The 19,943-nt window shown below is 61.4% G+C and carries 19 protein-coding genes; 5 read left to right on the forward strand and 14 right to left on the reverse strand.

Translation table 11 applies throughout. The annotated features are described in order from the left end of the window. Positions 1-172: 172 nt before the first annotated feature. Positions 173-1,411, reverse strand: a complete 1,239-nt coding sequence (locus tag M2394_RS00005) for an acyl-CoA dehydrogenase family protein (protein WP_178926024.1) — start codon at positions 1,409-1,411, stop codon at positions 173-175. Positions 1,412-1,677: 266 nt separating this feature from the next. Here M2394_RS00005 and sfnG point away from each other — a divergent pair, with 266 nt between their 5' ends. Then, a complete protein-coding gene (gene sfnG / locus M2394_RS00010) occupies positions 1,678-2,763 on the forward strand; it encodes a dimethylsulfone monooxygenase SfnG (protein ID WP_178926025.1) in 1,086 nt (361 codons plus the stop codon). Here the strand turns inward: sfnG and M2394_RS00015 are convergent. Next, positions 2,747-3,847 carry a GNAT family N-acetyltransferase/peptidase C39 family protein gene (locus M2394_RS00015; protein WP_259171186.1) on the reverse strand — a complete coding sequence of 367 codons (1,101 nt, stop codon included), beginning with the start codon at positions 3,845-3,847 and terminating at the stop codon, positions 2,747-2,749. The two genes, sfnG and M2394_RS00015, sit on opposite strands and share 17 nt — an antisense overlap. Positions 3,848-3,941: 94 nt before the next feature. Here M2394_RS00015 and M2394_RS00020 point away from each other — a divergent pair, with 94 nt between their 5' ends. Both M2394_RS00020 and M2394_RS00025 read left to right on the forward strand, forming a co-directional pair. Beyond that, positions 3,942-5,528 carry a RimK family protein gene (locus M2394_RS00020; protein ID WP_259171187.1) on the forward strand — a complete coding sequence of 529 codons (1,587 nt, stop codon included), beginning with the start codon at positions 3,942-3,944 and terminating at the stop codon, positions 5,526-5,528. Positions 5,529-5,534: 6 nt separating this feature from the next. Continuing rightward, positions 5,535-6,473 (forward strand): magnesium transporter CorA family protein, encoded by a 939-nt coding sequence (locus tag M2394_RS00025; RefSeq protein ID WP_259171188.1) that lies wholly within the window; start codon positions 5,535-5,537, stop codon positions 6,471-6,473. 115 nt (positions 6,474-6,588) lie between these two features. Here M2394_RS00025 and map read toward each other — a convergent pair whose 3' ends face one another. Together map and M2394_RS00035 are read right to left on the reverse strand one after the other, a co-directional pair. Beyond that, a complete protein-coding gene (gene map, locus M2394_RS00030; RefSeq protein ID WP_176998387.1) occupies positions 6,589-7,344 on the reverse strand; it encodes a type I methionyl aminopeptidase in 756 nt (251 codons plus the stop codon). Then, on the reverse strand, positions 7,344-7,544 hold the full coding sequence (locus M2394_RS00035) for a ParD-like family protein (RefSeq protein WP_003190946.1): 201 nt from the start codon (positions 7,542-7,544) through the stop codon (positions 7,344-7,346). Before M2394_RS00035 ends, map begins: the two co-directional genes overlap by 1 nt. A gap of 274 nt (positions 7,545-7,818) precedes the next feature. On the opposite strand from M2394_RS00035, the gene ilvA reads away from it, so the two are divergent. After that, positions 7,819-8,841: a threonine ammonia-lyase, biosynthetic gene (ilvA, locus tag M2394_RS00040; RefSeq protein ID WP_178923314.1), complete on the forward strand. Its 1,023-nt coding sequence runs from the start codon at positions 7,819-7,821 to the stop codon at positions 8,839-8,841. A 254-nt stretch (positions 8,842-9,095) separates the two neighbouring features. Continuing rightward, positions 9,096-9,365 (forward strand): DUF1652 domain-containing protein, encoded by a 270-nt coding sequence (locus tag M2394_RS00045; protein ID WP_259171189.1) that lies wholly within the window; start codon positions 9,096-9,098, stop codon positions 9,363-9,365. Here M2394_RS00045 and M2394_RS00050 read toward each other — a convergent pair. The 10 genes from M2394_RS00050 to M2394_RS00095 all read right to left on the reverse strand — a co-directional run bounded on the left by M2394_RS00050 (position 9,362) and on the right by M2394_RS00095 (position 19,919). Then, complete coding sequence (locus tag M2394_RS00050; RefSeq protein WP_178923316.1) at positions 9,362-9,760, reverse strand: hypothetical protein; 399 nt, start codon at positions 9,758-9,760, stop codon at positions 9,362-9,364. The genes M2394_RS00045 and M2394_RS00050 overlap by 4 nt on opposite strands. A 77-nt stretch (positions 9,761-9,837) precedes the next feature. Next, positions 9,838-10,110: a DUF2790 domain-containing protein gene (locus M2394_RS00055; protein WP_259171190.1), complete on the reverse strand. Its 273-nt coding sequence runs from the start codon at positions 10,108-10,110 to the stop codon at positions 9,838-9,840. 159 nt (positions 10,111-10,269) lie between these two features. Then, entirely contained in the window at positions 10,270-11,208 is a 939-nt protein-coding gene (locus M2394_RS00060) for a carbohydrate kinase (RefSeq protein WP_259171191.1), read from the reverse strand. A gap of 12 nt (positions 11,209-11,220) precedes the next feature. After that, positions 11,221-12,702 carry a xylulokinase gene (gene xylB, locus M2394_RS00065; protein WP_259171192.1) on the reverse strand — a complete coding sequence of 494 codons (1,482 nt, stop codon included), beginning with the start codon at positions 12,700-12,702 and terminating at the stop codon, positions 11,221-11,223. Between the two features lie 140 nt (positions 12,703-12,842). Continuing rightward, on the reverse strand, positions 12,843-14,324 hold the full coding sequence (locus tag M2394_RS00070) for a mannitol dehydrogenase family protein (protein ID WP_259171193.1): 1,482 nt from the start codon (positions 14,322-14,324) through the stop codon (positions 12,843-12,845). A 16-nt stretch (positions 14,325-14,340) separates the two neighbouring features. Then, positions 14,341-15,444, reverse strand: coding sequence for an ABC transporter ATP-binding protein (locus M2394_RS00075; protein WP_178923326.1), 1,104 nt, complete (start codon positions 15,442-15,444; stop codon positions 14,341-14,343). Positions 15,445-15,476: 32 nt separating this feature from the next. Continuing rightward, positions 15,477-16,307, reverse strand: coding sequence for a carbohydrate ABC transporter permease (locus M2394_RS00080; protein ID WP_016968929.1), 831 nt, complete (start codon positions 16,305-16,307; stop codon positions 15,477-15,479). 10 nt (positions 16,308-16,317) lie between these two features. Then, positions 16,318-17,208, reverse strand: a complete 891-nt coding sequence (locus M2394_RS00085; RefSeq protein ID WP_176998378.1) for a carbohydrate ABC transporter permease — start codon at positions 17,206-17,208, stop codon at positions 16,318-16,320. Between the two features lie 181 nt (positions 17,209-17,389). Beyond that, positions 17,390-18,712 (reverse strand): sugar ABC transporter substrate-binding protein, encoded by a 1,323-nt coding sequence (locus M2394_RS00090; RefSeq protein ID WP_178923329.1) that lies wholly within the window; start codon positions 18,710-18,712, stop codon positions 17,390-17,392. Positions 18,713-19,013: 301 nt separating this feature from the next. Beyond that, on the reverse strand, positions 19,014-19,919 hold the full coding sequence (locus M2394_RS00095; RefSeq protein WP_178923331.1) for an AraC family transcriptional regulator: 906 nt from the start codon (positions 19,917-19,919) through the stop codon (positions 19,014-19,016). Between the last annotated feature and the right edge of the window lie 24 nt (positions 19,920-19,943).

A 19,943-nucleotide genomic window follows, 5' to 3' on the forward strand; every position in this document is an offset into this window, starting at 1 on the left:
CGGCGGCCCCCCAAATCACTGTCGGATTACGGGCACACCGAGCGTGAGCGAGGTGCCGAGTGTTGGGGCAAGAGCCCTTTGGTTACTTTGGGGCTTTTCCAAAGTGACCCGCCGTAAGGGCGGAACCATACTCAGCCATCACCCCAATAACGGATATGCCCCCAATCAAACCTCACCCCTTACCCGGCCCATTCCCAATCTGCCAAACAAACGGCGGCTCACTCCCATTCACCACCCAATCCCCCACAATCCGCGCCTTGTAAATCACCGGATTATGCGACGACACCGTCCGCGCATTCCGCCAATGCCGATCCAGCGCTTTCCCCTGGCGCACATCCGAAGCCCCCAGCGCATTGAACAACTCAGTGGTCGCCCGCTGAACCAACTGCGACACCACCACCTGCGCTGTCGCCGACTCAATCTCCGCCGCCACATTGGCCTCCCGCTCCAACACCGCATCCCCCGAAAACCGCGCCAGGTAAGCCCGCTGCGCCGGAACAGCCGCCTTTAAGGCACTAGCCTCAGCCGCATACACCAGGGCCGCCACCTCACCCACCACCTGCTGTACCTGCGCATCCTGGCTCACATGCGCCGCATTGCCATGGCTGTAAATGCGTTTACGGCTACGCACCTGCCGTGCCACATCGTTCAGCGCCGCCCGCCCGATACCCGCCAGGCTCGCCAGCAGCACCAACTGGTAGAAGGCCGTCTGGTACTTGAACCGGGTCGCAAAGTCGATGACGTTGTCAGCCTCGACCACCGCATCGGTAAACCGCGTGGTGCCACTGCCGGTGGTGCGTTGACCAAACCCGTCCCAATCATCGCTCTGCACCACGCCCGGCTGTCGCGTGCGCGTGGCGGCGATCACCGAGGCGCCGGTGTCGCTGCGCTGGGCGTACACATCGATCCAGTCCGAAAACAGGCTGCCGGTGCTGTAGAACTTCTCACCGTTGAGCGTCCACTGATCGCCGTCCGGGCTGACCTGGGTTACCACATCGCCAATCGCGACATCGCCGATTTCCGTCCAGGCGCAGCCGACGATATCGCCGTCGACAAAACGCTTGAACCACAGGTCGCGACCGGCACCGGGCGGTGCATTCAGGCGGTCTTCGGCGAACGCGAAATGCCCGCGCAGGGCTTGGGGCACGTTGGAGTCGGCAGCGGCGAGTTCGATCAGCAGTTCGAACAACTGGGGCAGGGACGCGCCGCCACCGCCATATTCCACCGGCACTCGCACTGCGCCAAAGCCGGCCTCCTTGAGCCATCGGATGGGTTCGTAGGGCAGGGTGCGGGTTTGCTCGCGCTCAACCGCACCCTCGGCGATGCGCTGGAAGATCGGCCGAAAGCGTGCGGCCAGTGTGGGGTAGTCGACGCCGATGGACAGCGGGTTGATCACGTGTTGCTCAGTCATGGGAGGCAGCTCCTTGGCAGTGTTCAAGTACCAGGGCGATTGCACAGTCCGTGCCGGGTGTTCCACCTCGTATTTACGGGCTATAACCCTGGCTGACTGTTGCGCCAGCAACAGTGGAACGACAAAGCGGTGCGATCCCTGACACCCGCGACAAAGGCCTTCATTGCGCGGTTTCTTGATGCAGCGCCTGTACGCCGGGCCTTTGCCGGTGCTGGCACACTTGCTGCTCTGACCCTCCTACATCCCTGTGTGCGAGGAAACGTCCGATGAGTCAGCAAGCCGTGAAATTTGCCTATTGGGTGCCCAACGTCAGCGGTGGGCTGGTGGTGAGCAAGATCGAGCAGCGCACCCATTGGGGCATCGACTACAACCGCAAACTGGCGCAATTGGCCGAAGAGGCCGGCTTTGAATATGGCCTGACGCAGATTCGCTTTACCGCCGGCTACGGCGCCGAGAACCAGCATGAATCCGTGGCGTTCAGCCATGCGCTGCTGGCGGCGACGACCAAACTGAAAGTCATTGCAGCGATCCTGCCCGGTCCGTGGCAACCGGCGTTGGCGGCCAAGCAATTGGCGACCATCGACCAGCTGACTAACGGCCGCATTGCGGTGAACATCGTCAGCGGCTGGTTCAAGGGCGAGTTCCAGGCCATCGGCGAACACTGGCTGGAACACGATGAGCGTTATCGCCGTTCCGAAGAGTTCATCCGCGCCCTCAAGGGCATCTGGACCCAGGACGACTTCACCTTCAAAGGCGACTTCTACCGCTTCAACAACTACACCCTCAAGCCCAAGCCGCTGGGCCAGCCCGAGGTGTTCCAGGGCGGCAGCTCGCGGGCCGCGCGGGACATGGCAGCGCGGGTGTCGGACTGGTATTTCACCAACGGCAACACCCCGGAAGGCATCAAGGCCCAGGTCGACGATATCCGCGCCAAGGCGGCCGCCAATAATCATTCGGTCAAAGTCGGCGTGAATGCGTTTGTTATCGCCCGTGACACCGAAGAAGAAGCCCGCGCCGTGCTCGCCGAAATCATCGAAAAAGCCGACCCGGAAGCCGTGAATGCCTTTGGCGATGCGGCCAGGCAAGCGGGCAAGGCCTCACCGGAGGGCGAGGGCAACTGGGCCAAATCCAGCTTTGAAGACCTGGTGCAGTACAACGACGGCTTCAAGACTAACTTGATTGGCACCCCGCAACAGATTGCCGAGCGCATCGTCGCGCTCAAGGCCGTCGGTGTGGACCTGGTACTCGCCGGCTTCCTGCACTTCCAGGAAGAAGTCGAGTACTTCGGCAAGCGCGTGTTGCCGCTGGTGCGCGAGCTGGAAGCCCAGGCCGCGATCAAGCAGGTGGCATAAACAGCACCACCGCCGCCCGCAGTTTGTTGTTGCCAAACCGGCACATGCGCTCGAACGCCCCATGGCTGACCGGCAGGTGCTGGCAGTCCAGGGGCTGACGGTGCTGGCTGTGGTCCACGTCCGGGTCGTGCAGGTAGACAAACTCGTCGTCGCAATCGGTGACCATCACCCAGTGCGGCGACTTGGAACGCGTGAGGCGGTAGCTGCTGATCAACACCAGCGGTTGCCCGCCTGCCTGCAGCACCTGTGGCAAGTCCAGGGCGCCGCCGAGCACCTGTTCGACGTCGCTGCCTGCCAACTCCTCCTCGAACGCCTCGTGCACCACACGCATCACATCCTTTTTGTGCGGGTCGCGCACGCCATCGAGAAACAACGGCCCGCTTACATTCACCTGCATCCGTACCCGAAAGCCCCGGCGCCAGGCTGCCAGCGCCAAACCCTGAGGGCTGCAACCACCATGGCCGGCGGTCATGAACACGGTGGTTGCTTCGCGCCAGATCTGCAGCTCTTCGCGACGCTGTGCCACACGCCCAGGCACCAGCGCGCCCATGGCCATCAGCAGGCAGGCGGCGCCACAGGTGAAGTCGGTGGTCTGTTGATAATACGGCACGCTCTGCGGGCGTGCGGTGTGATGCTGCAGGATGCGTTTTTCCAGGCGCAGGGCGGCGGTGTGGTCTTCGTAATAGTCATTGATCAGGGCGAAGCGCCGGTAGCCATTGCGTTCGTAGAGGGCGAGGGCGCCGGGGTTGTCGGTGCGCACTTCCAGGCGCAGGTAGGCACAGTCGTGCTCGATGGCGCAGGCCTCGATACGGGCCAGCAATTGCTTGCCCAGGCCCATGCCGCGCGCGTGTTCGGCAATGGCGATGGAGTACAGGCGCGCCAATGAGGTACCGCGATGGAACAGCACCAGGGCGTAGCCGAGCAATTGCTCGTCATTTTCCGCCACCAGCAACTGCCCGTGGGCGCGGCTGACCATCCACTGGAAACTGCGCGACGAGAGCCGGTCGGTGGTGAAACAGTGCTGTTCCAAGGCCACCAGTTCAGGCACATCGGCCGGTGTTGCAACGCGAAAGGAAAGAGCCATATAACCGCCGTAAAAGTTGCGTAACGAAACGGGACTTCTCTAAAAGATCGTGCTTAATAGAAAAGGTCGAGTTCTCTAAAGCGGATCAAATATTATGTCGGCGGTACAAGGTCATTGGCGTGAAGTATCCGAGCAAACCCTCGCGGCGACAATAACTAACAAAGGTTATTTTTCCGTACCACCCAAAGGGGCCAGTCAAGTAGTGATCATTGTCGAACGCAAGGAAGATTGGGCCTCTTACTTCCCCAGCGAAGACATCGTCACCGCCCAGGAATACCTGGAACAGACCCGGGAAAACGAGAGCGGCAAGCGCGTGCAGGTGATCAACCTGTGCCGCAGCTACAAGTACCTGGGGCATGGCTACTACTGTTCGCTGCTGGCTGAAGCGCGGGGGCACAAGGTGATTCCGTCGGTGCGCACCATCAGTGAGCTGACCAAAAAATCGCTGTATGGCCTGGCGCTGGATGACCTGGATAAAACCCTCGATAAAGCCTTGAGTCATCACCTTTACAGCAATACCGAAGGGTTTACCCTGACCCTTTACTTTGGCCGGACCAATATAGAACCGTTGCAGGATCTGGCCCGCCAGTTATTTGAAACCTTCCCGTGCCCGATCCTCTTAGTTGAATTCAGAAAGAACAACGGTTGGCATATCGAAGGGGTCAAGTCCGGCGTGCTCCACAAGTTGCGTGATGATCAGGAAGATCAATTCGCCCACGCCCTCGACAACTTCAGCCGCAAGATCTGGCGCCAACCCCGTTCACGCCGATTGGCCCGTTATGACCTGGCCATCCTTCACGATCCTCAAGAGCAACTGCCCCCATCCAACGCCCGTGCCCTGGAGAACTTCGTGCGGGTCGGCAAGGGCCTGGGCATCGACGTGGAACTGATCGAACGCAAGGACTACGCGCGCCTCGCCGAGTACGACGCCTTGCTGATCCGCGAGACCACCAGCGTCGACAACCACACCTATCGTTTCGCCAAGAAAGCCGAAAGCGAAGGCCTGGTAGTGATGGATGACCCGACGTCGATCCTGCGCTGCACCAACAAGGTCTACCTCACCGACCTGCTCAACAGCCATCAGCTGGGCATGCCCGCCACCGAGATTCTCTACAAGGAACGACCGGAAGAGTTCGAACGGGTCGGCGAACGCCTGGGTTTCCCCTTGGTACTGAAGATCCCGGACGGTTGTTTTTCCCGTGGCGTGATCAAGGTGGAGAGCCAGGAGGCCTTGCTCAAGGCTACCGCCGAGCTGTTCGAACATTCGGTGCTGCTGCTCGCCCAGGAGTTTTTCTACACCGAGTACGACTGGCGCATCGGCGTACTCAACCGCAAGCCGATCTTCGCCTGTCAGTACTTCATGTCCAAGGGCCATTGGCAGATCTACAACCACAAGGCTATCGGCCAGGACATCAACGGCGAATGCCGCACACTGGCGGTTCACGAGGCGCCGAAGGCCGTGGTGGAGCTGGCCGTGAAGACCGCCAACCTGATCGGTGACGGCCTGTATGGCGTGGACCTCAAGCAATCCGGTGACAAGGTGGTGGTGATTGAGGTCAACGACAACCCCAATATGGACGCCGGCATCGAAGACGCCTATTTGCAGGACGACCTGTATGCCCTGGTGCTGGAGGAGTTTGTGCGGCGCCTGGAGCTTAAGCGCCAAGGCCAGGTCTGGTAGCCGGCGATGATCCAGCGCTTTGACCTGATCGATGGCACGCTGCGCAGCGGGGACAGTGACGAGGCCCCCATTCTGTTGTTCAACGACCCTGACCCGGCCGAGCGAGACAGGCTGCGTGACCATTACAAGCTGGATGAGCACGCGCTGGCCTCGGCGCTCGACCCGGACGAAGTCTCACGGATCGAGTTCCACCCGGACAACCTGTTCCTGATCTGGAAACGCCCGGAAAACTACTCCGGCGGTGGCAGCCTCGTATTCGAAGTGTCGTCCTGCGGCTTGCTGTTTTCACCGGACCGTCTGCTGGTGATCGCCCCGGATGAAACCCCGCTGACGGGCTTGGGCAAGCGCCACCCGTTGCACACGCCACTGGACGTGCTGCTCGACCTGCTGCTCAACAACATCCACCACTACCTGGGCCATCTCAAGGTGATCAAGCTGGTTGCACGGGAGTTGCAGCAGCAGTTCAACGCGTCCATGAGCAACCACCACTTGATGCAGATGTTCAGCCTCAGCGAGAGCCTGATCTATTACATCAACGCCCTGCACAGCAACGGCGCTGTGCTGACGCGGCTGCGCAATCACGCCGAGAAGGAACACTTCAGCGCCCGGACCCTGGGTCTGATTGACGACCTGATCATCGAAAACCACCAGTGCTACAAGCAGGCGGAGATCTACTCCAACGTGTTCTCCGGGTTGATCGACGCACGCGGCAACCTGATGAACAACAGCATGAACAACCTGCTGCGCAAGCTGACCTTGATCAACGTGGTGTTCCTGCCGCTGAACCTGATCGCCAGCGTGGGCGGCATGTCGGAATTCAGCATGATGACGGCGGGCACGCCCTGGTGGATTTCGTACCCGTTGTTCCTGGCGGCGATGGGGCTGGGGGCGGGGTTGATGGTGTTGGGGCTCAAGCGAATCGCCGGCGGCGCCAATGTCGTGTGACCCCTGACCCCTGAATCTGTGGGAGCTGGCTTGCCTGCGATGCGGACGCCGTGGTGTTTCAGGAGTCCCGCAGTGATGCCATCGCCGGCAAGCCGGCTCCTACAGGGTTATGTCGTCAGGGGGTGGGTTGCAGGGTCAGCACCTCGAAGCCGTCCGCCGTCACCGCCACGGTGTGTTCCCACTGTGCCGACAGGCTGTTGTCCCGGGTCACCACCGTCCAGCCATCCTTGAGGCTGCGCACCTTGGCGCCACCCTGGTTGAGCATGGGCTCGATGGTGAACACCATGCCTTCGCGCAGTTCCAGCCCGGTGCCAGGGCGGCCGAAGTGCAACACTTGCGGTTCCTCGTGCATCTGCCGGCCGATGCCATGGCCGCAGTAGTCACGCACCACGCTGTAGCCATTGGCCTGGGCGTGGCTCTGGATCGCATGGCCGATATCACCCAGGCGCGCGCCCGGCTTGACCTGGCGAATGCCGGCCCACATCGCCTCGAAGGTCATTTCCACCAGGCGCCGCGCCTTGGGCGCCACGTTGCCGATCATGTACATCTTGCTGGAATCGGCAATAAACCCGCCTTTTTCCAGGGTGATGTCGATGTTGATGATGTCGCCGTCCTTGAGGATGTCCTTGGCGCTGGGCATGCCATGGCACACCACCTCGTTGATCGAAGTGTTGATGCTAAACGGGTAGTCGTATTGGCCCAGGCTGGCGGGGCGGGCCTTCAAATCGTTGCGGATGAAAGCTTCGACGGCGGCGTCCAGCTCCAGGGTGGAGCGGCCGGCGCAGACAAACCCATCGAGCATGCTGAACACCTGGGCCAGCAGGCGCCCGGATTCGCGCATCACGGCCAATTGCGGGGCGGTCTTGATCATCAACTGCGCCCCCGGATCAGGTCGGGCTTGTCCAGCAACAATTTGTTGATCAGCTCGTTGTAAGGCAGGTGAGGGTTGAGCTCGGCGAGCAGGCCGATCTTGATCCAGAACTCGGCCTGGGCGTTGATGGAGCGGTCCATGGCGGCGCTGGCCAGGCGAAGCTGTTCGTGCAGTTGGTCGGTGATCTTGACGATGCCCATGGTCTTCACTGTGCAGGGTTGATATACAAAGCGTATATGTTTCGTATATCAATCGTAAACCCCCGACCGCTAAATGGCAGCGGGCCATTGACTTGCTCGCCAGGCGCCGGTTAATTTCGTTGCATGACATTACAAGCCTTCCGTAGCCCGCTGATGATTATTACCGCCATTCCTCATTTGGCGGGATAGCACACGGCTGCACCCCAACCCGCCCTAGAGGCGGGTTTTGTTTTTCCGTCTCCGGGGCCTTCAAAAAAAGCGCCAGGAGACACCGATGAGCACGTGCCCCGTTCCACACACCGCCAACCCGGAACTGCTTGAGCACTACGTAAAAAAGATCCTCGCGGCCCCGGTCTATGACCTGGCAGTGCGCACGCCCTTGCAGGCGGCGCCGGCGCTGTCAGCGTTGCTGGGCAACCAGGTGCTGCTCAAGCGCGAGGACTTGCAGCCGACCTTTTCCTTCAAGATCCGTGGTGCCTACAACAAGTTGGTGCAGCTCACGGCTGAGCAAAGGGCCCGGGGCGTGGTCACTGCATCGGCGGGTAACCACGCCCAGGGTGTGGCACTGGCCGCGCTGGAACTGGGGATCAAGGCACGCATCGTCATGCCTTGCAGCACGCCACAATTGAAAGTGCTGGGTGTGCGTTCCCGAGGGGCCGAGGCGGTGCTGCAGGGGGAGAGCTTTCCGTTTGCGCTGGCCCATGCGCTGCAACTGGCCGAGACCTCGGGTTGCACTTTTGTGTCGCCGTTCGACGACCCGGATGTGATTGCGGGCCAAGGCACCGTGGCCATGGAAGTGCTGCGACAGCAACAGGGGCCGCTGGACGCGATTTTCGTACCGGTGGGCGGCGGTGGCTTGATCGCTGGCATTGCCGCCTACGTCAAATACCTGCGGCCCCAGGTGCGTATCATCGGCGTCGAGCCCGAAGGCTCCAGCTGCCTGTTGGCGGCCTTGCGTGCCGGTGAGCGCGTAGTGTTGCCAAGTGTGGACGGGTTTGCCGATGGCACCGCGGTGGCGCAGGTCGGTGCCTATGGGTATGAGATCTGCCGCGATTGGGTGGATGAAGTCATCACCGTGAGCAATGACGAATTGTGCAGCGCCATCAAGCTGATCTACGACGATACGCGCTCGATCACCGAACCCTCAGGCGCCCTCGCCGTGGCAGGCATCCGCCGTTACGTCGAGCGAACTGGGGTGAGTGGCCAGACCCTGGTGGCGATCAATTCAGGCGCCAATATCAATTTCGATAGTTTGCGACATGTTGCTGAAAGAGTGGCGGCGCAAACGGCGGTTTAACCGGAAGTCCGGGATTAAACGTTTAATCCCTGCCATTCGCCGAGAATTTGATGACTGAATGTAAAAACCTTTCCGGGATATATATCAATCCTCGTCACTTATGAGGAAAGGTTACAACGAGAGGGGATTTTGCCGAGTAGGCTGGTGAATGAAAGCGTCTTCCAAGGTTGGCAAGACGCGGCAGGCACGCACCTGCCAGCAACTTGAGTGTTCATAAAAACTGATTGGCAGTCTCATTAAAGGAGAGGTTGGCCATGCTTTCGGAATTAGAACTTCGCAGCATTATTGAAGGAAGTTTCCTGCCCAAACGGTGCGAGTGCACCAAAGCCGAAGATGCCTCGCTGACGATCAAGGTCTATGACGACCGCGACCGTGACCGAGTGGACCTGGAAGTCAAAGGCATCAACGCCGACAAGCTCGACAGCAGCCGAGCCATTTGCAACCTGATCACCGGGTTGCGCGAAGACCTCAAGCACACCCATGCACCCGCCCTGCAAAGAGCGGGAGGACGCGGCTACTACTAGGCCGACGTCTGAGGTTGAATCACCGACGACCTGTGGGCCTGGAGAAACGCCAGGCCCAGTACGGTTTCTGTTGCCACCGCCAGCAGGATGCCCGGCCCGGCATTGCCATTGATCCATTCACTGAACCCAAGCACGGCCAATACCAGGCACCCGGCGATAAAGCCGGTGGTCAGGGCACGTCGTGTGTCGGAAGGTGGTGCGTGGCGAGCGCGGTAGAACATGATGCCGATCGCCAGGAACAGCGCGGCGTTGCGGCGTGAGACCAGCCCGGTCGCGCTGGAGTACTCGACACTCCACAGCCACAGCAGCAGGTCGGGACGCAGGCCCCAGACCAGCGCGAGGGCGAAGCAGAGCAGGGCGGTAAAGGTAGCGAGGGAACGGAAACTGAGCGGCATGGCGAATCCTTTCGGCCTGTGACAAGCCCGCAAGATTACTCGTTTATGCGCGGGCCTGCGTTGTCTGTTTCAACGGCTCAGTTCTGGAAGTCACAGGCTTCTGACATTTTGCGGTAGCCCACATCTTCGATTTTGCCGGCTTTATCCACGAACTTGATGTCGGCGTTGATGACCTTGCAGTCATTGGTGTCGGTCTCGTGCATGGCAATCACTTTGTCGATGTTCAAGGGCATGCCGTATTGGTAAGGCACCGGTTTGGCATCGGTTTGCTGGGCCGTGTCAGCCTGGGCGACGCCTGAGAGCGCGGCCAGGGCCAAGGTGCCGGTGAACAGTAAGGTACGCAGTTTCATGAGGGTTCTCCGCAAGTCGTTCGCAGGCCCATCAACACGACGGGCCGGCGGCCGCACGGGCCCCCGGGGGCGGTGAGTGCGGTCAAGTTCACTGTCGACTTGGGGGATTAACCTTCGATTAATTGCGCGCTAACTGACAAAACCTTCATGAACGCGTGTTCAGCCCAACTGCTGGCGATACGGCAGGTCCGGCCCGGTCTTGCCGCACGTCAGCGCAGCAGCGCGGATCGCGAAGCCGAGCATGGCGTCGATCTGCGCGCGGGTGAGCCGTTGCAGGCCGTCCACTGAGTCCAGGTGGTGCTCGGTCAGCCAGGCGATCAGCGCGGCCTGGAACGTATCGCCGGCGCCGACCGTATCGGCCATCACTACCTCTACGGCCGGTTGCGACCAATGACCATGCTGGCGGCTGAACACGCTGGCCCCTTCGCCACCCCGGGTGAGGAACACCAACTGGCAGCGGTGTTGCAGCCAGCCTTGCAGCACGCTTTCCGGCGACTGGTCGGGGTAGAGCAGGTGCAGGTCTTCATCGCTGACCTTGATCAGGTCGGCATGCTTGACCAGCTCGGCCACACGGTCACGCCACAGCTGGATATCCGGCTGCGGGTTGAGGCGCACGTTGGGGTCGAGGCTGATCAAGCGTTTGCCGCTTTCACGCTTGACCAGGTTCAGCAGGGTGTCGCCAATCGGCTGCACCACCAGGGAGAACGAGCCGATATGCAGGCCACGGATGTCGGCGCCCAGCTCGGGCAGGTGGGTGACTTCCAGCAGCCGGTCGGCACAGCCTTCGCCACGGAAGTTGTACTGCGGTGAGCCGTTGGCGCCCACGGCCACCATCGACAGGGTGGTCGGTGCGGCAAATTCCACCAGGAACTGCTCGCTGACGCCTTCGTCCCTGAGCACTTGCAACAGGCGGCGGCCGAGGAAGTCGGTGGACACGCCGCCAAACAGCCCGGCTTCGATACCCAGGCGGCGCAAACCCACGGCCACGTTGAACGGCGAGCCCCCGGCAATGGCCTTGTAGTTGACCTTGGAAGCCTGCCCGCTGGCATCTTCCTCGCTGAAGAAATCGAACAGCGCTTCACCACACACCAGATACATAGTCGTTCGCTCTTAAAGGGTTGCCACGTGTTGTTGATAGCGCTCGTAGGCCTGTTGATAGGCGCTGACACTGGCCGCCACCGGCAGGGTACGGCTGGCCGGGTCGACGCTCACACATTTGTCGCACAGGCTGGCCAGGGATTCGCCGGACTGGCACCACGCCGCCTGGATCGCCGCGCCCAGGGCGGCGGCTTCGCTTTGTTCGGTACAGATCACTTCGGTGTTCATGATATCGGCAACCATCTGCCGCCACACCGGGCTCTTCGAGCCGCCGCCGATCAGGCGGATGCTCTGGCTTTGCAGGCCGGTCTGGCGCAGCAGGTCCAGGCCGTAGCGCAGGCCGAAGGTGGTGCCCTCGACCACGGCGCGGCACAGGTTGGCGCGGGTCAGGTTGGTCATGGTCAGCCCGTGCAGGCTGCCCGTGGCGTGGGGCAGGGCGGGCACCCGTTCGCCATTGAGGAACGGCAGCATGCTCACGCCGTCGGCGCCGATGGGGGCCTGTTCCACCAGCGTGTTGAACGCGGCCAGGTCGAGGTCGAACAGCTCGCGGATCACCCCGGTGGCGTTGGTCAGGTTCATGATGCAGATCAGTGGCAGCCAGCCGCCGCTGGACGAGCAGAACGTGGCGACCGAGGCCTGCGGGCTTACCTTCGGCTGGTCGGCGAACGCATAGACGGTGCCCGAGGAGCCAAGGCTCATGGTGATCACGCCCGGCGCGATATTGCCGGTGCCGATGGCGCCCATCATGTTGTCACCGCCGCCGCTGGCGACGATGGCGTTGGGGTTGATGCCCAGGCGCTCGGCAATTGCCGGCAGGATCGTGCCCACGCGCTCATCGGCCTCGATCAAGGCGGGCAACGCGGCTTCAAGGCGCCCGCTGGGGTCGATGTGCTTGAGCAGGTCCACGTCCCACTGGCGGTTGCGCACGTTGAAATACCCGGTGCCCGATGCATCGCCATATTCCGCGACGGCACGGCCGGTGAGCCAGTAGTTGAGGTAGTCATGGGGCAGCAGGATATGCGCGATGCGCGCAAAAATATCCGGGTGCTGCTCGCGGGTCCACAGCAACTTGGAGACGGTGTACCCCGGTGCAATCGCCACACCGAGTCGCTCCAGCGAACCGCTTTCGCCGCCCAGGTGTTCGAGCAGGCGCTCGTTTTCGGGCGCGGTTTCGGTGTCGCACCACAGCTTGGCCGGGCGCAGGACCTGGCCACTGTCATCCAGCAGCACCAGCCCGTGTTGCTGGCCGGAAACGCCGATACCGAGAATGTCCTGGCCGTCCACGCCCGCCTGTTGCAGGGCGCGGTGGGTGGCTTCGGTAAAGGCGTCCAGCCATTCCTGGGTGTGCTGCTCGCGACGGCCATTGGCGCCGCTGATCAGGCTGTGGGCAGCAGCGCCCAGGCCCAGCACCTTGCCGTTGCCGGCGTCGAGGACGATGGCCTTGGTGCCCTGGGTGCCGCAGTCGATGCCGAGAAACAGGTTTTGCTGGGTCATGAGGATTTGCTCAGCAGCATTGTTTTTTGGATTGAAAACCCGATCACGTGTGGGAGCTGGCTTGCCTGCGATGGCGGTGGTTCAGGCAGCCAAGAGGTGACTGAAAGACCGCCATCGCAGGCAAGCCAGCTCCCACAGGTTTAAGCCGGTTTCTTCAGGAGATTCTGCAGAGTTGCAGTGACGCCGTGGTCACGCAGGCTCGCAAAACACCGCTCGAACGCTGCCACAAACGCAGGCGAGTTGGGAATAGCCGTACCAAAAATCTCCTCCGCCCCCAGCAGGCGCTTGCTGATCAGCGCATCGTCACTCACCAGCTCTTGGCAAAACTGCGCACGGGGATCCGGGATCGTGTAGCTCACGCCGTTTTCATCCACGCCCTTCAAGTACAGCGCCCACGCGGCCACCACCAGCGCCGCGCGGTCGGTCTCGCGGCCGTCGGCGATCAGGCGGTTGATGGTTGGCACGGTGAACTTGGGAAACTTCGACGAGCCATCGGAGCATACGCGTTCCAACTGGTCGGCAATCGCCTGGTTGGAGAAGCGGTCCACCAGCGTCTGCTTGTACTCGGTCAGGTCGATGCCCGGCACCGGCGCCAGGTTCGGTGTGACGTCCAGGTCCATGTACGCACGCATGTAGGCCACGAACACCGGGTCATTCATGGTCTCGTGCACAAACCGGTAGCCCTTGAGAAAGCCCAGGTAGGTGAGGGCCAGGTGGCTGCCGTTGAGCAGGCCGATCTTCATCTCTTCGTAGGGCGTCACGTCGTCGGTGAACTGCACACCGACGTTTTCCCAGGCCGGGCGGCCGTTAACGAATTTGTCTTCCAGCACCCACTGCACAAAGGGTTCGCACACCACTGGCCAGGCATCGTCGATGCCGTGCTCGTCGTGCAATTGCAGGCGGTGGGCGGTGCTGGTCATCGGCGTGATGCGGTCGACCATCGCGTTGGGGAAGCTCACATTGGCGTTGATCCAGTCGTGCAGCTCGGCGTTGTGCAGCGTGGCAAACGCCAGCAGTGCCTTGCGGGTGACGGCGCCGTTGTGCGGCAGGTTATCGCAGGACATCACGGTAAACGCCGGGGTGCCGGCGGCGCGGCGTTTAGTGAGGGCGGCGCAGAGGAAACCGAACACGGTCTTCGGTGTATTCGGGTGTGCCAGATCGTACTGGATCTGTGGCAAGTGGGCCATGAACTCGCCGTTGCTGTCGTCGATGCAGTAGCCGCCTTCGGTGATGGTCAGCGAGACGATGCGAATCGCCGGGTCGGCCAGTTTGTCGATCAACGCCTGGGCGCCGTCCTCGGCCAGCAGCATGTCGCTGATGGAGCCGATCACGCGCACTTCGGTGTCGTCGGTATCGCCCAGTTCATACAGGGTGAACAGGTAGTCCTGGCCAGCCAGGTCGTCGCGGGCCTTGCGGTCCTCGGCACGCAGGCCGACGCCGCAGATGCTCCAGTCCAGGCCCACGCCGGTGTTCATCAGCGCGTCGGTGTAATAGGCCTGGTGCGCACGGTGGAAACCGCCGACGCCAATGTGGGCGATGCCCTGGGTGGTGCTGGCGATGGCATACGCCGGGATTTTCACCTGCGGCGCCAACTGGGTGAGGTTCTGTTTATTCAGTTTCATGGCAACTCTCGCAAAATCAGGCGGCGGCGCGCAGTGGGCGGGCCACGGCTTTGCCTTCGGTGTCGAACAGATGGCAGTGCGCCGGGTCCAGGTGCAGGTGCAGCGTCTCGCCGTATTGGCTGGCCATGTCGCCACGAATGCGCATGGTCAGCGGTTCGCCGTTGGCGGTGACCACGTGGCAGAAGGTGTCGCTGCCCAGGCGCTCGCCGACGTCGGCGGTGACGGTCAGGGTGGTCTGGCCCGGCGTGGCGATTTCCAGGTGTTCCGGGCGAATGCCCAGGGTCACGGCACTGCCGACGCTCAGGGTGGCGCCGCTTTGCGGCAGGTTGATCAGGGTGCCGGCGTCCAGCTGCACCTCGCAGCCCTGGCCGTCGACGCGGGTGACCTTGCCCTTGAGGAAGCCCATTTTCGGCGTGCCGAGAAAGCCCGCCACAAACAGGTTGGCCGGCTGGTGGTACAGCTCCAGCGGCGAGCCGACCTGCTCGATGCGGCCGCTGTTGAGCACCACCACCTTGTCGGCCAGGGTCATGGCTTCGACCTGGTCGTGGGTCACGTAGATCATGGTGGCCTGCAGCTCTTTATGCAGGCGCGCCAGCTCCAGGCGCATCTGCACGCGCAGCGCGGCGTCGAGGTTGGACAACGGCTCGTCGAACAGGAAGATCTTCGGGTTGCGCACAATCGCCCGGCCGATGGCCACACGCTGACGCTGGCCGCCAGAGAGCTGCTTGGGCTTGCGCTCCAGCAACGGGCCCAGTTCGAGGATGCGTGCCGCTTCGCTGACCTTGCTCTCGACCAGCTTCTTGTCGACGCCGGCCAGGTCCAGGGCAAACGACATGTTCTTGCGCACGCTCATGTGCGGGTACAGCGCGTAGGTCTGGAACACCATCGCCAGGTCACGCTTGGCCGGGGTCACTTCGGTGATGTCGCGACCGTCCAGCTCGATGGTGCCTTCGGTGACTTCTTCCAGGCCGGCGATCAGGCGCAGCAGGGTGGACTTGCCGCAGCCCGATGGGCCGACGAACACCACGAATTCCTTGTCGTTCACCTCAAGGTCGATGCCCTTGATGATGGAGAAACCTTCGAAGCCTTTTTGCAGATTCTTGATTTTCAGGTTGGCCATGATGAGCCCTCCGTATAGAAATGATGAGGCCGTTATTTCACGGCGCCGAAGGACAAGCCGCGCACCAGCTGTTTCTGGCTGATCCAGCCAAAGATCAGGATGGGCGCGCAGGCCAGGGTCGAGACGGCGGACAATTTGGCCCAGAACAACCCTTCAGGGCTGGAGTAGGAGGCAATCAGCGCGGTCAGCGGCGCGGCGTTGGACGAGGTCAGGTTCAGCGACCAGAACGCCTCGTTCCAGCACAGGATCAGCGACAGCAGCACCGTGGACGCCAGGCCACCCTTGGCAATCGGCAGCAGCACACGGACCATTTCCTGCCACAGGGTGGCGCCGTCCAGGCGGGCAGCCTCGAGGATGTCCTTGGGGATGTCCTTGAAGTAGGTGTAAACCATCCACACCACGATCGGCAGGTTGATCAACGTGTAGATGATGATCAGCGCGATCCGCGTATCCAGCAGGCCAAAGCTCTTGGCCAGCAGGTAGATCGGCATCAGCACACCCACCGGCGGCAGCATCTTGGTCGACAGCATCCACAGCAGCGTGCCCTTGGTGCGCTGGGTTTCGTAGAACGCCATGGAGTAGGCGGCCGGCACTGAGATCAGCAGGCACAGGGCGGTGGCGCTGAACGAGATCACCACCGAGTTCCAGGCGTAGGCGAAGTAGTTGCTGCGCTCGTTGATGTGCAGGTAGTTCTCCAGCGTCGGCGTGAAGATGAACTGCGGTGGCGTGGCGAACGCGTCGATTTCGGTCTTGAAGCTGGTCAGCACCATCCAGAAGATCGGGAAGAAGATCAGGATCGCGATGGCCCAGGCCAGGGTGCCGAGCAACAGGCTTTGCAGGCGGCGGGATTGTTGAAGCGTCATGGCGCGGCCCTCAAGGCTTGTCAGTCAGGTTTTTGCCGATCATCCGCACCAGGATGATCGCCGCGATATTGGCGATGACCACGGCAATCAAGCCGCCGGCCGAAGCCATGCCCACGTCGAACTGCACCAGCGCCTGGTTGTAGATCAGGTAGGCGAGGTTGGTCGAGGCGTAGCCCGGGCCACCGTTGGTGGTGGTGAAGATCTCGGCAAACACCGAGAGCAGGAAGATCGTCTCGATCATCACCACCACGGCAATCGGGCGGGCCAGGTGGGGCAGGGTGAGGTGCCAGAAGATCGCGATGGCGCCGGCACCGTCCAGGCGCGCGGCTTCCTTTTGTTCCTGGTCGAGGGACTGCATGGCGGTCATCAGCAGCAGGATGGCGAAGGGCAGCCATTGCCATGACACGATGATAATGATCGACAACAGCGGGTAGTGCGCCAGCCAGTCCACGGGCTCGGCGCCGAACAGCTTCCACACGGCGGCGAGAATCCCCGACACCGGGTGGAAAATCAGGTTCTTCCAGATCAGCGCACCGACGGTGGGCATGATGAAGAACGGTGAAATCAGCAACACCCGTACCAGGCCGCGACCGAAGAACTCACTGGCCTCCAGCAACGCACTGATCAACACGCCGAACACCACGCTGATCAGCAGCACACTGCCCACCAGCAGCAAGGTATTGGTGGCGCCGGGCAAGAAGCCCGAATCGGTGATGAAGTAGGTGAAGTTCTCCAGCCCCACAAATTGGTTTTCACCAGGGTAGAGCAGGTTGTAGCGGATCAAGGAGAAGTACAGGGTCATGCCCAGCGGCACGATCATCCACAGCAGCAGCAAGGCCACCGAGGGGCTGACGAGGAACCAGCCGGGGTTGGCCAGGCGGTTTTTGGGTGGTGTATTCATGGTGATCAAAACCAGTCGATTACAGGCAGGGCCAGCGTCGGAGCGCGATCCAATGTGGGAGCTGGCTTGCCTGCGATAGCGGTGTGTCAGCACACACATTCATCAACTGACAGACCGCTATCGCGGGCAAGCCCGGCTCCCACATTGATGGGGTTCCCACATTTACAAGGGTGAGTCAGGCCTATTTGGGATAACCGGCGCGCTTCATCTCACGCTCGGTGGTGGTCTGCGCGGCAGTCAGGGCCTGGTCCACCGTTTGCTGACCGGTCAGCGCACCCGAGAAGAACTTGCCGACCTGGGTACCAATGGCCTGGAATTCAGGAATGGTCACCAACTGGATGCCGATATACGGCACCGGCTTGAGGGTCGGTTTGGTCGGGTCCGCGACTTTCAGCGATTCCAGGGTCACCTTGGCAAACGGCGCGGCCTTCATGTATTCATCGCTGTAGGTCGACTTGCGCGTGCCTGGCGGTACGTTGGCGATGCCGTCGGTCTTGGCCACGAGCTGGCTGTATTCCTTGGAGGTCGCCCAACTGGTGAACACCTTGGCGGCGTCCTTGGCCTTGGAACTGGTCGGGATCGCCAGGCTCCAGGAGTACAGCCACGAGGTGCCCTTGTCGGTCTTCTCGTGAGGGGCAAAGGTAAAGCCGACGTGATCGGCCACTTTGCTCTGGGTCTTGTCGGTCACGAACGAACCCGCGACGCTGGCATCGACCCAGATTGCGCACTTGCCGCTGTTGAACAGCGCCAGGTTTTCGTTGAAACCGTTGCTGGAAGCACCCGGCGGGCCGGATTTCTTCATGTTGTCGACGTAGAAGGTCAGCGCGTCCTTCCATTCAGGGCCATTGAATTCTGGCTGCCACTTCTCATCGAACCAGCGCGCACCGTAGCCATTGGCCAAGGTGGTGATCAGCGCCATGTTCTCACCCCAGCCGGCTTTGCCGCGCAGGCACAGGCCGTACTGTTCTTTGGACTTGTCGGTGAGTTTGTCCGCGAATTCGCCGATCTGGGTCCAGGTCGGGTGCTCGGGCATGGTCAGCCCGGCGTCCTTGAACAGGTCGGTGCGGTAATAGGTGATCGAACTTTCGGCATAGAACGGCAGGGCGTACAGCGAACCTTTGACAGACAGGCCATCACGCACCGAAGGGAAGACGTCGTCAAGGTCGTAGGACGCCGGCAGGTCCTTCATCGGTTCCAGCCAACCCTTGGCGCCCCACAGTGCAGCTTCGTACATGCCGATGGTCAACACGTCGAACTGTCCACCCTGGGTGGCGATGTCAGTGGTCAGGCGCTGGCGCAGCACGTTTTCTTCGAGCACCACCCAATTCAGCTTGATCTCCGGATGCTCGGTCTCGAAGGTTTTCGAGAGCTTTTGCATGCGGATCATGTCGCTGTTGTTGACGGTGGCAATGGTCAGGGTCTGCGCGCCAAAGCTGACGGCGCTGAGGGTCATGCAGGTCATCATGCAGGTAGAGGCAAGCAGAGCTTTTGCTGTGAACTTCATCGCGCACTCCATTTCTGCGCCCAGGGGCTACAGAAGGACAGTTATTGTTGTTGTGTCTTCCTGCAACGAGCCAGGAAGAGTGTGCGGTTGATTACAGCCTTGAAATGGCGATGTGACAAATCCTTGGGCGCACTGGCACTGATACTTTTTTGCACTCGCGTAGGAATTGGCTGAAACGATTGATCCAGGCCGACATCGATGACCCGTAGGCGCCGGCTTGCCGGCGATGGCATCGACACAGCGCACCTGACGCCCCGAGGTGGCCTGCATCGCCAGCAAGCCGGCGTCCACAGAAAGCGATTCAGGCCAGGTTTTGCTCGGTCAACCGCTGCACCGCCAGGCGGCGGTAGTGGGAAGGGGTCATGCCCTTGAGCTGCTGGAAGCGTCGGTTGAAGTTGGAAATATTGTTGAAACCCGACTCAAAGCACACATCCGTCACCGCCTTGTCGCCATCGGCCAACAACTCGCACGACTTGCTGATGCGTAACCGATTGACGAACTCGATAAACGTGCGCCCGGTGGCTTGTTTGAACACGCGGGAGAAATACGTCGGCTTCATACCCAGGTAATCCGCCACTTCCTCCAGCGGCAACTCGCGCGCGTAGTGGGCAAAGATGTAGTCCACCGCGCGGTTGGTGCGGTCGATGCTGTGCTCGTCGGCCAGTTGCGGTGTGGTCACGCCGGACAGCAGCTGGTAGTCCTCGCAGGCACTGAGCACCTCCAGCAGAATAAAAAAATGCCCGAGGCGCGCCATGCCCTGGGCGTCCTCGATACGTTGCATCAAGGTCATGGCCTGGGCGATGGTTTTTTTGCAGCGAAACTCGATGCCGTACTGGGCCCGTTCCAGCAAGGGCGCCAGGGTCTTGAGTTCAGCGAAGATCTGGCTGCCGTTTTCAAATAGTTCATCGGTGAAGTTCACCAGCATGTCGCGCTTGGGCACCACCTCGTCCTCCTCCACCTGGCTGATCCAGTTGTGGGGCAGGTTGGGGCCGGTGAGAAACAGGCTTTCCGGGTAGAAGTTGCCGATATAGTCGCCGATGAACACCTTGCCGGAACTGGCGACAATCAGGTGCAGCTCGTATTCCTTGTGGAAATGCCAGCGCACCAGCGGGCAGGGGAAGCCATGCTGGCGATAGATGATGGACAGACCGTTGTGATCGTCCATCAACTCGTAGGAAGGGTCGGTGATACGCGTTGCTCGGGTCATGCTGCCGTCGCTTTATTGTGGTTG

Origin of the sequence: Pseudomonas sp. BIGb0164, assembly GCF_024810135.1 — a bacterium.
In the GTDB taxonomy this organism is placed as follows: domain Bacteria; phylum Pseudomonadota; class Gammaproteobacteria; order Pseudomonadales; family Pseudomonadaceae; genus Aquipseudomonas.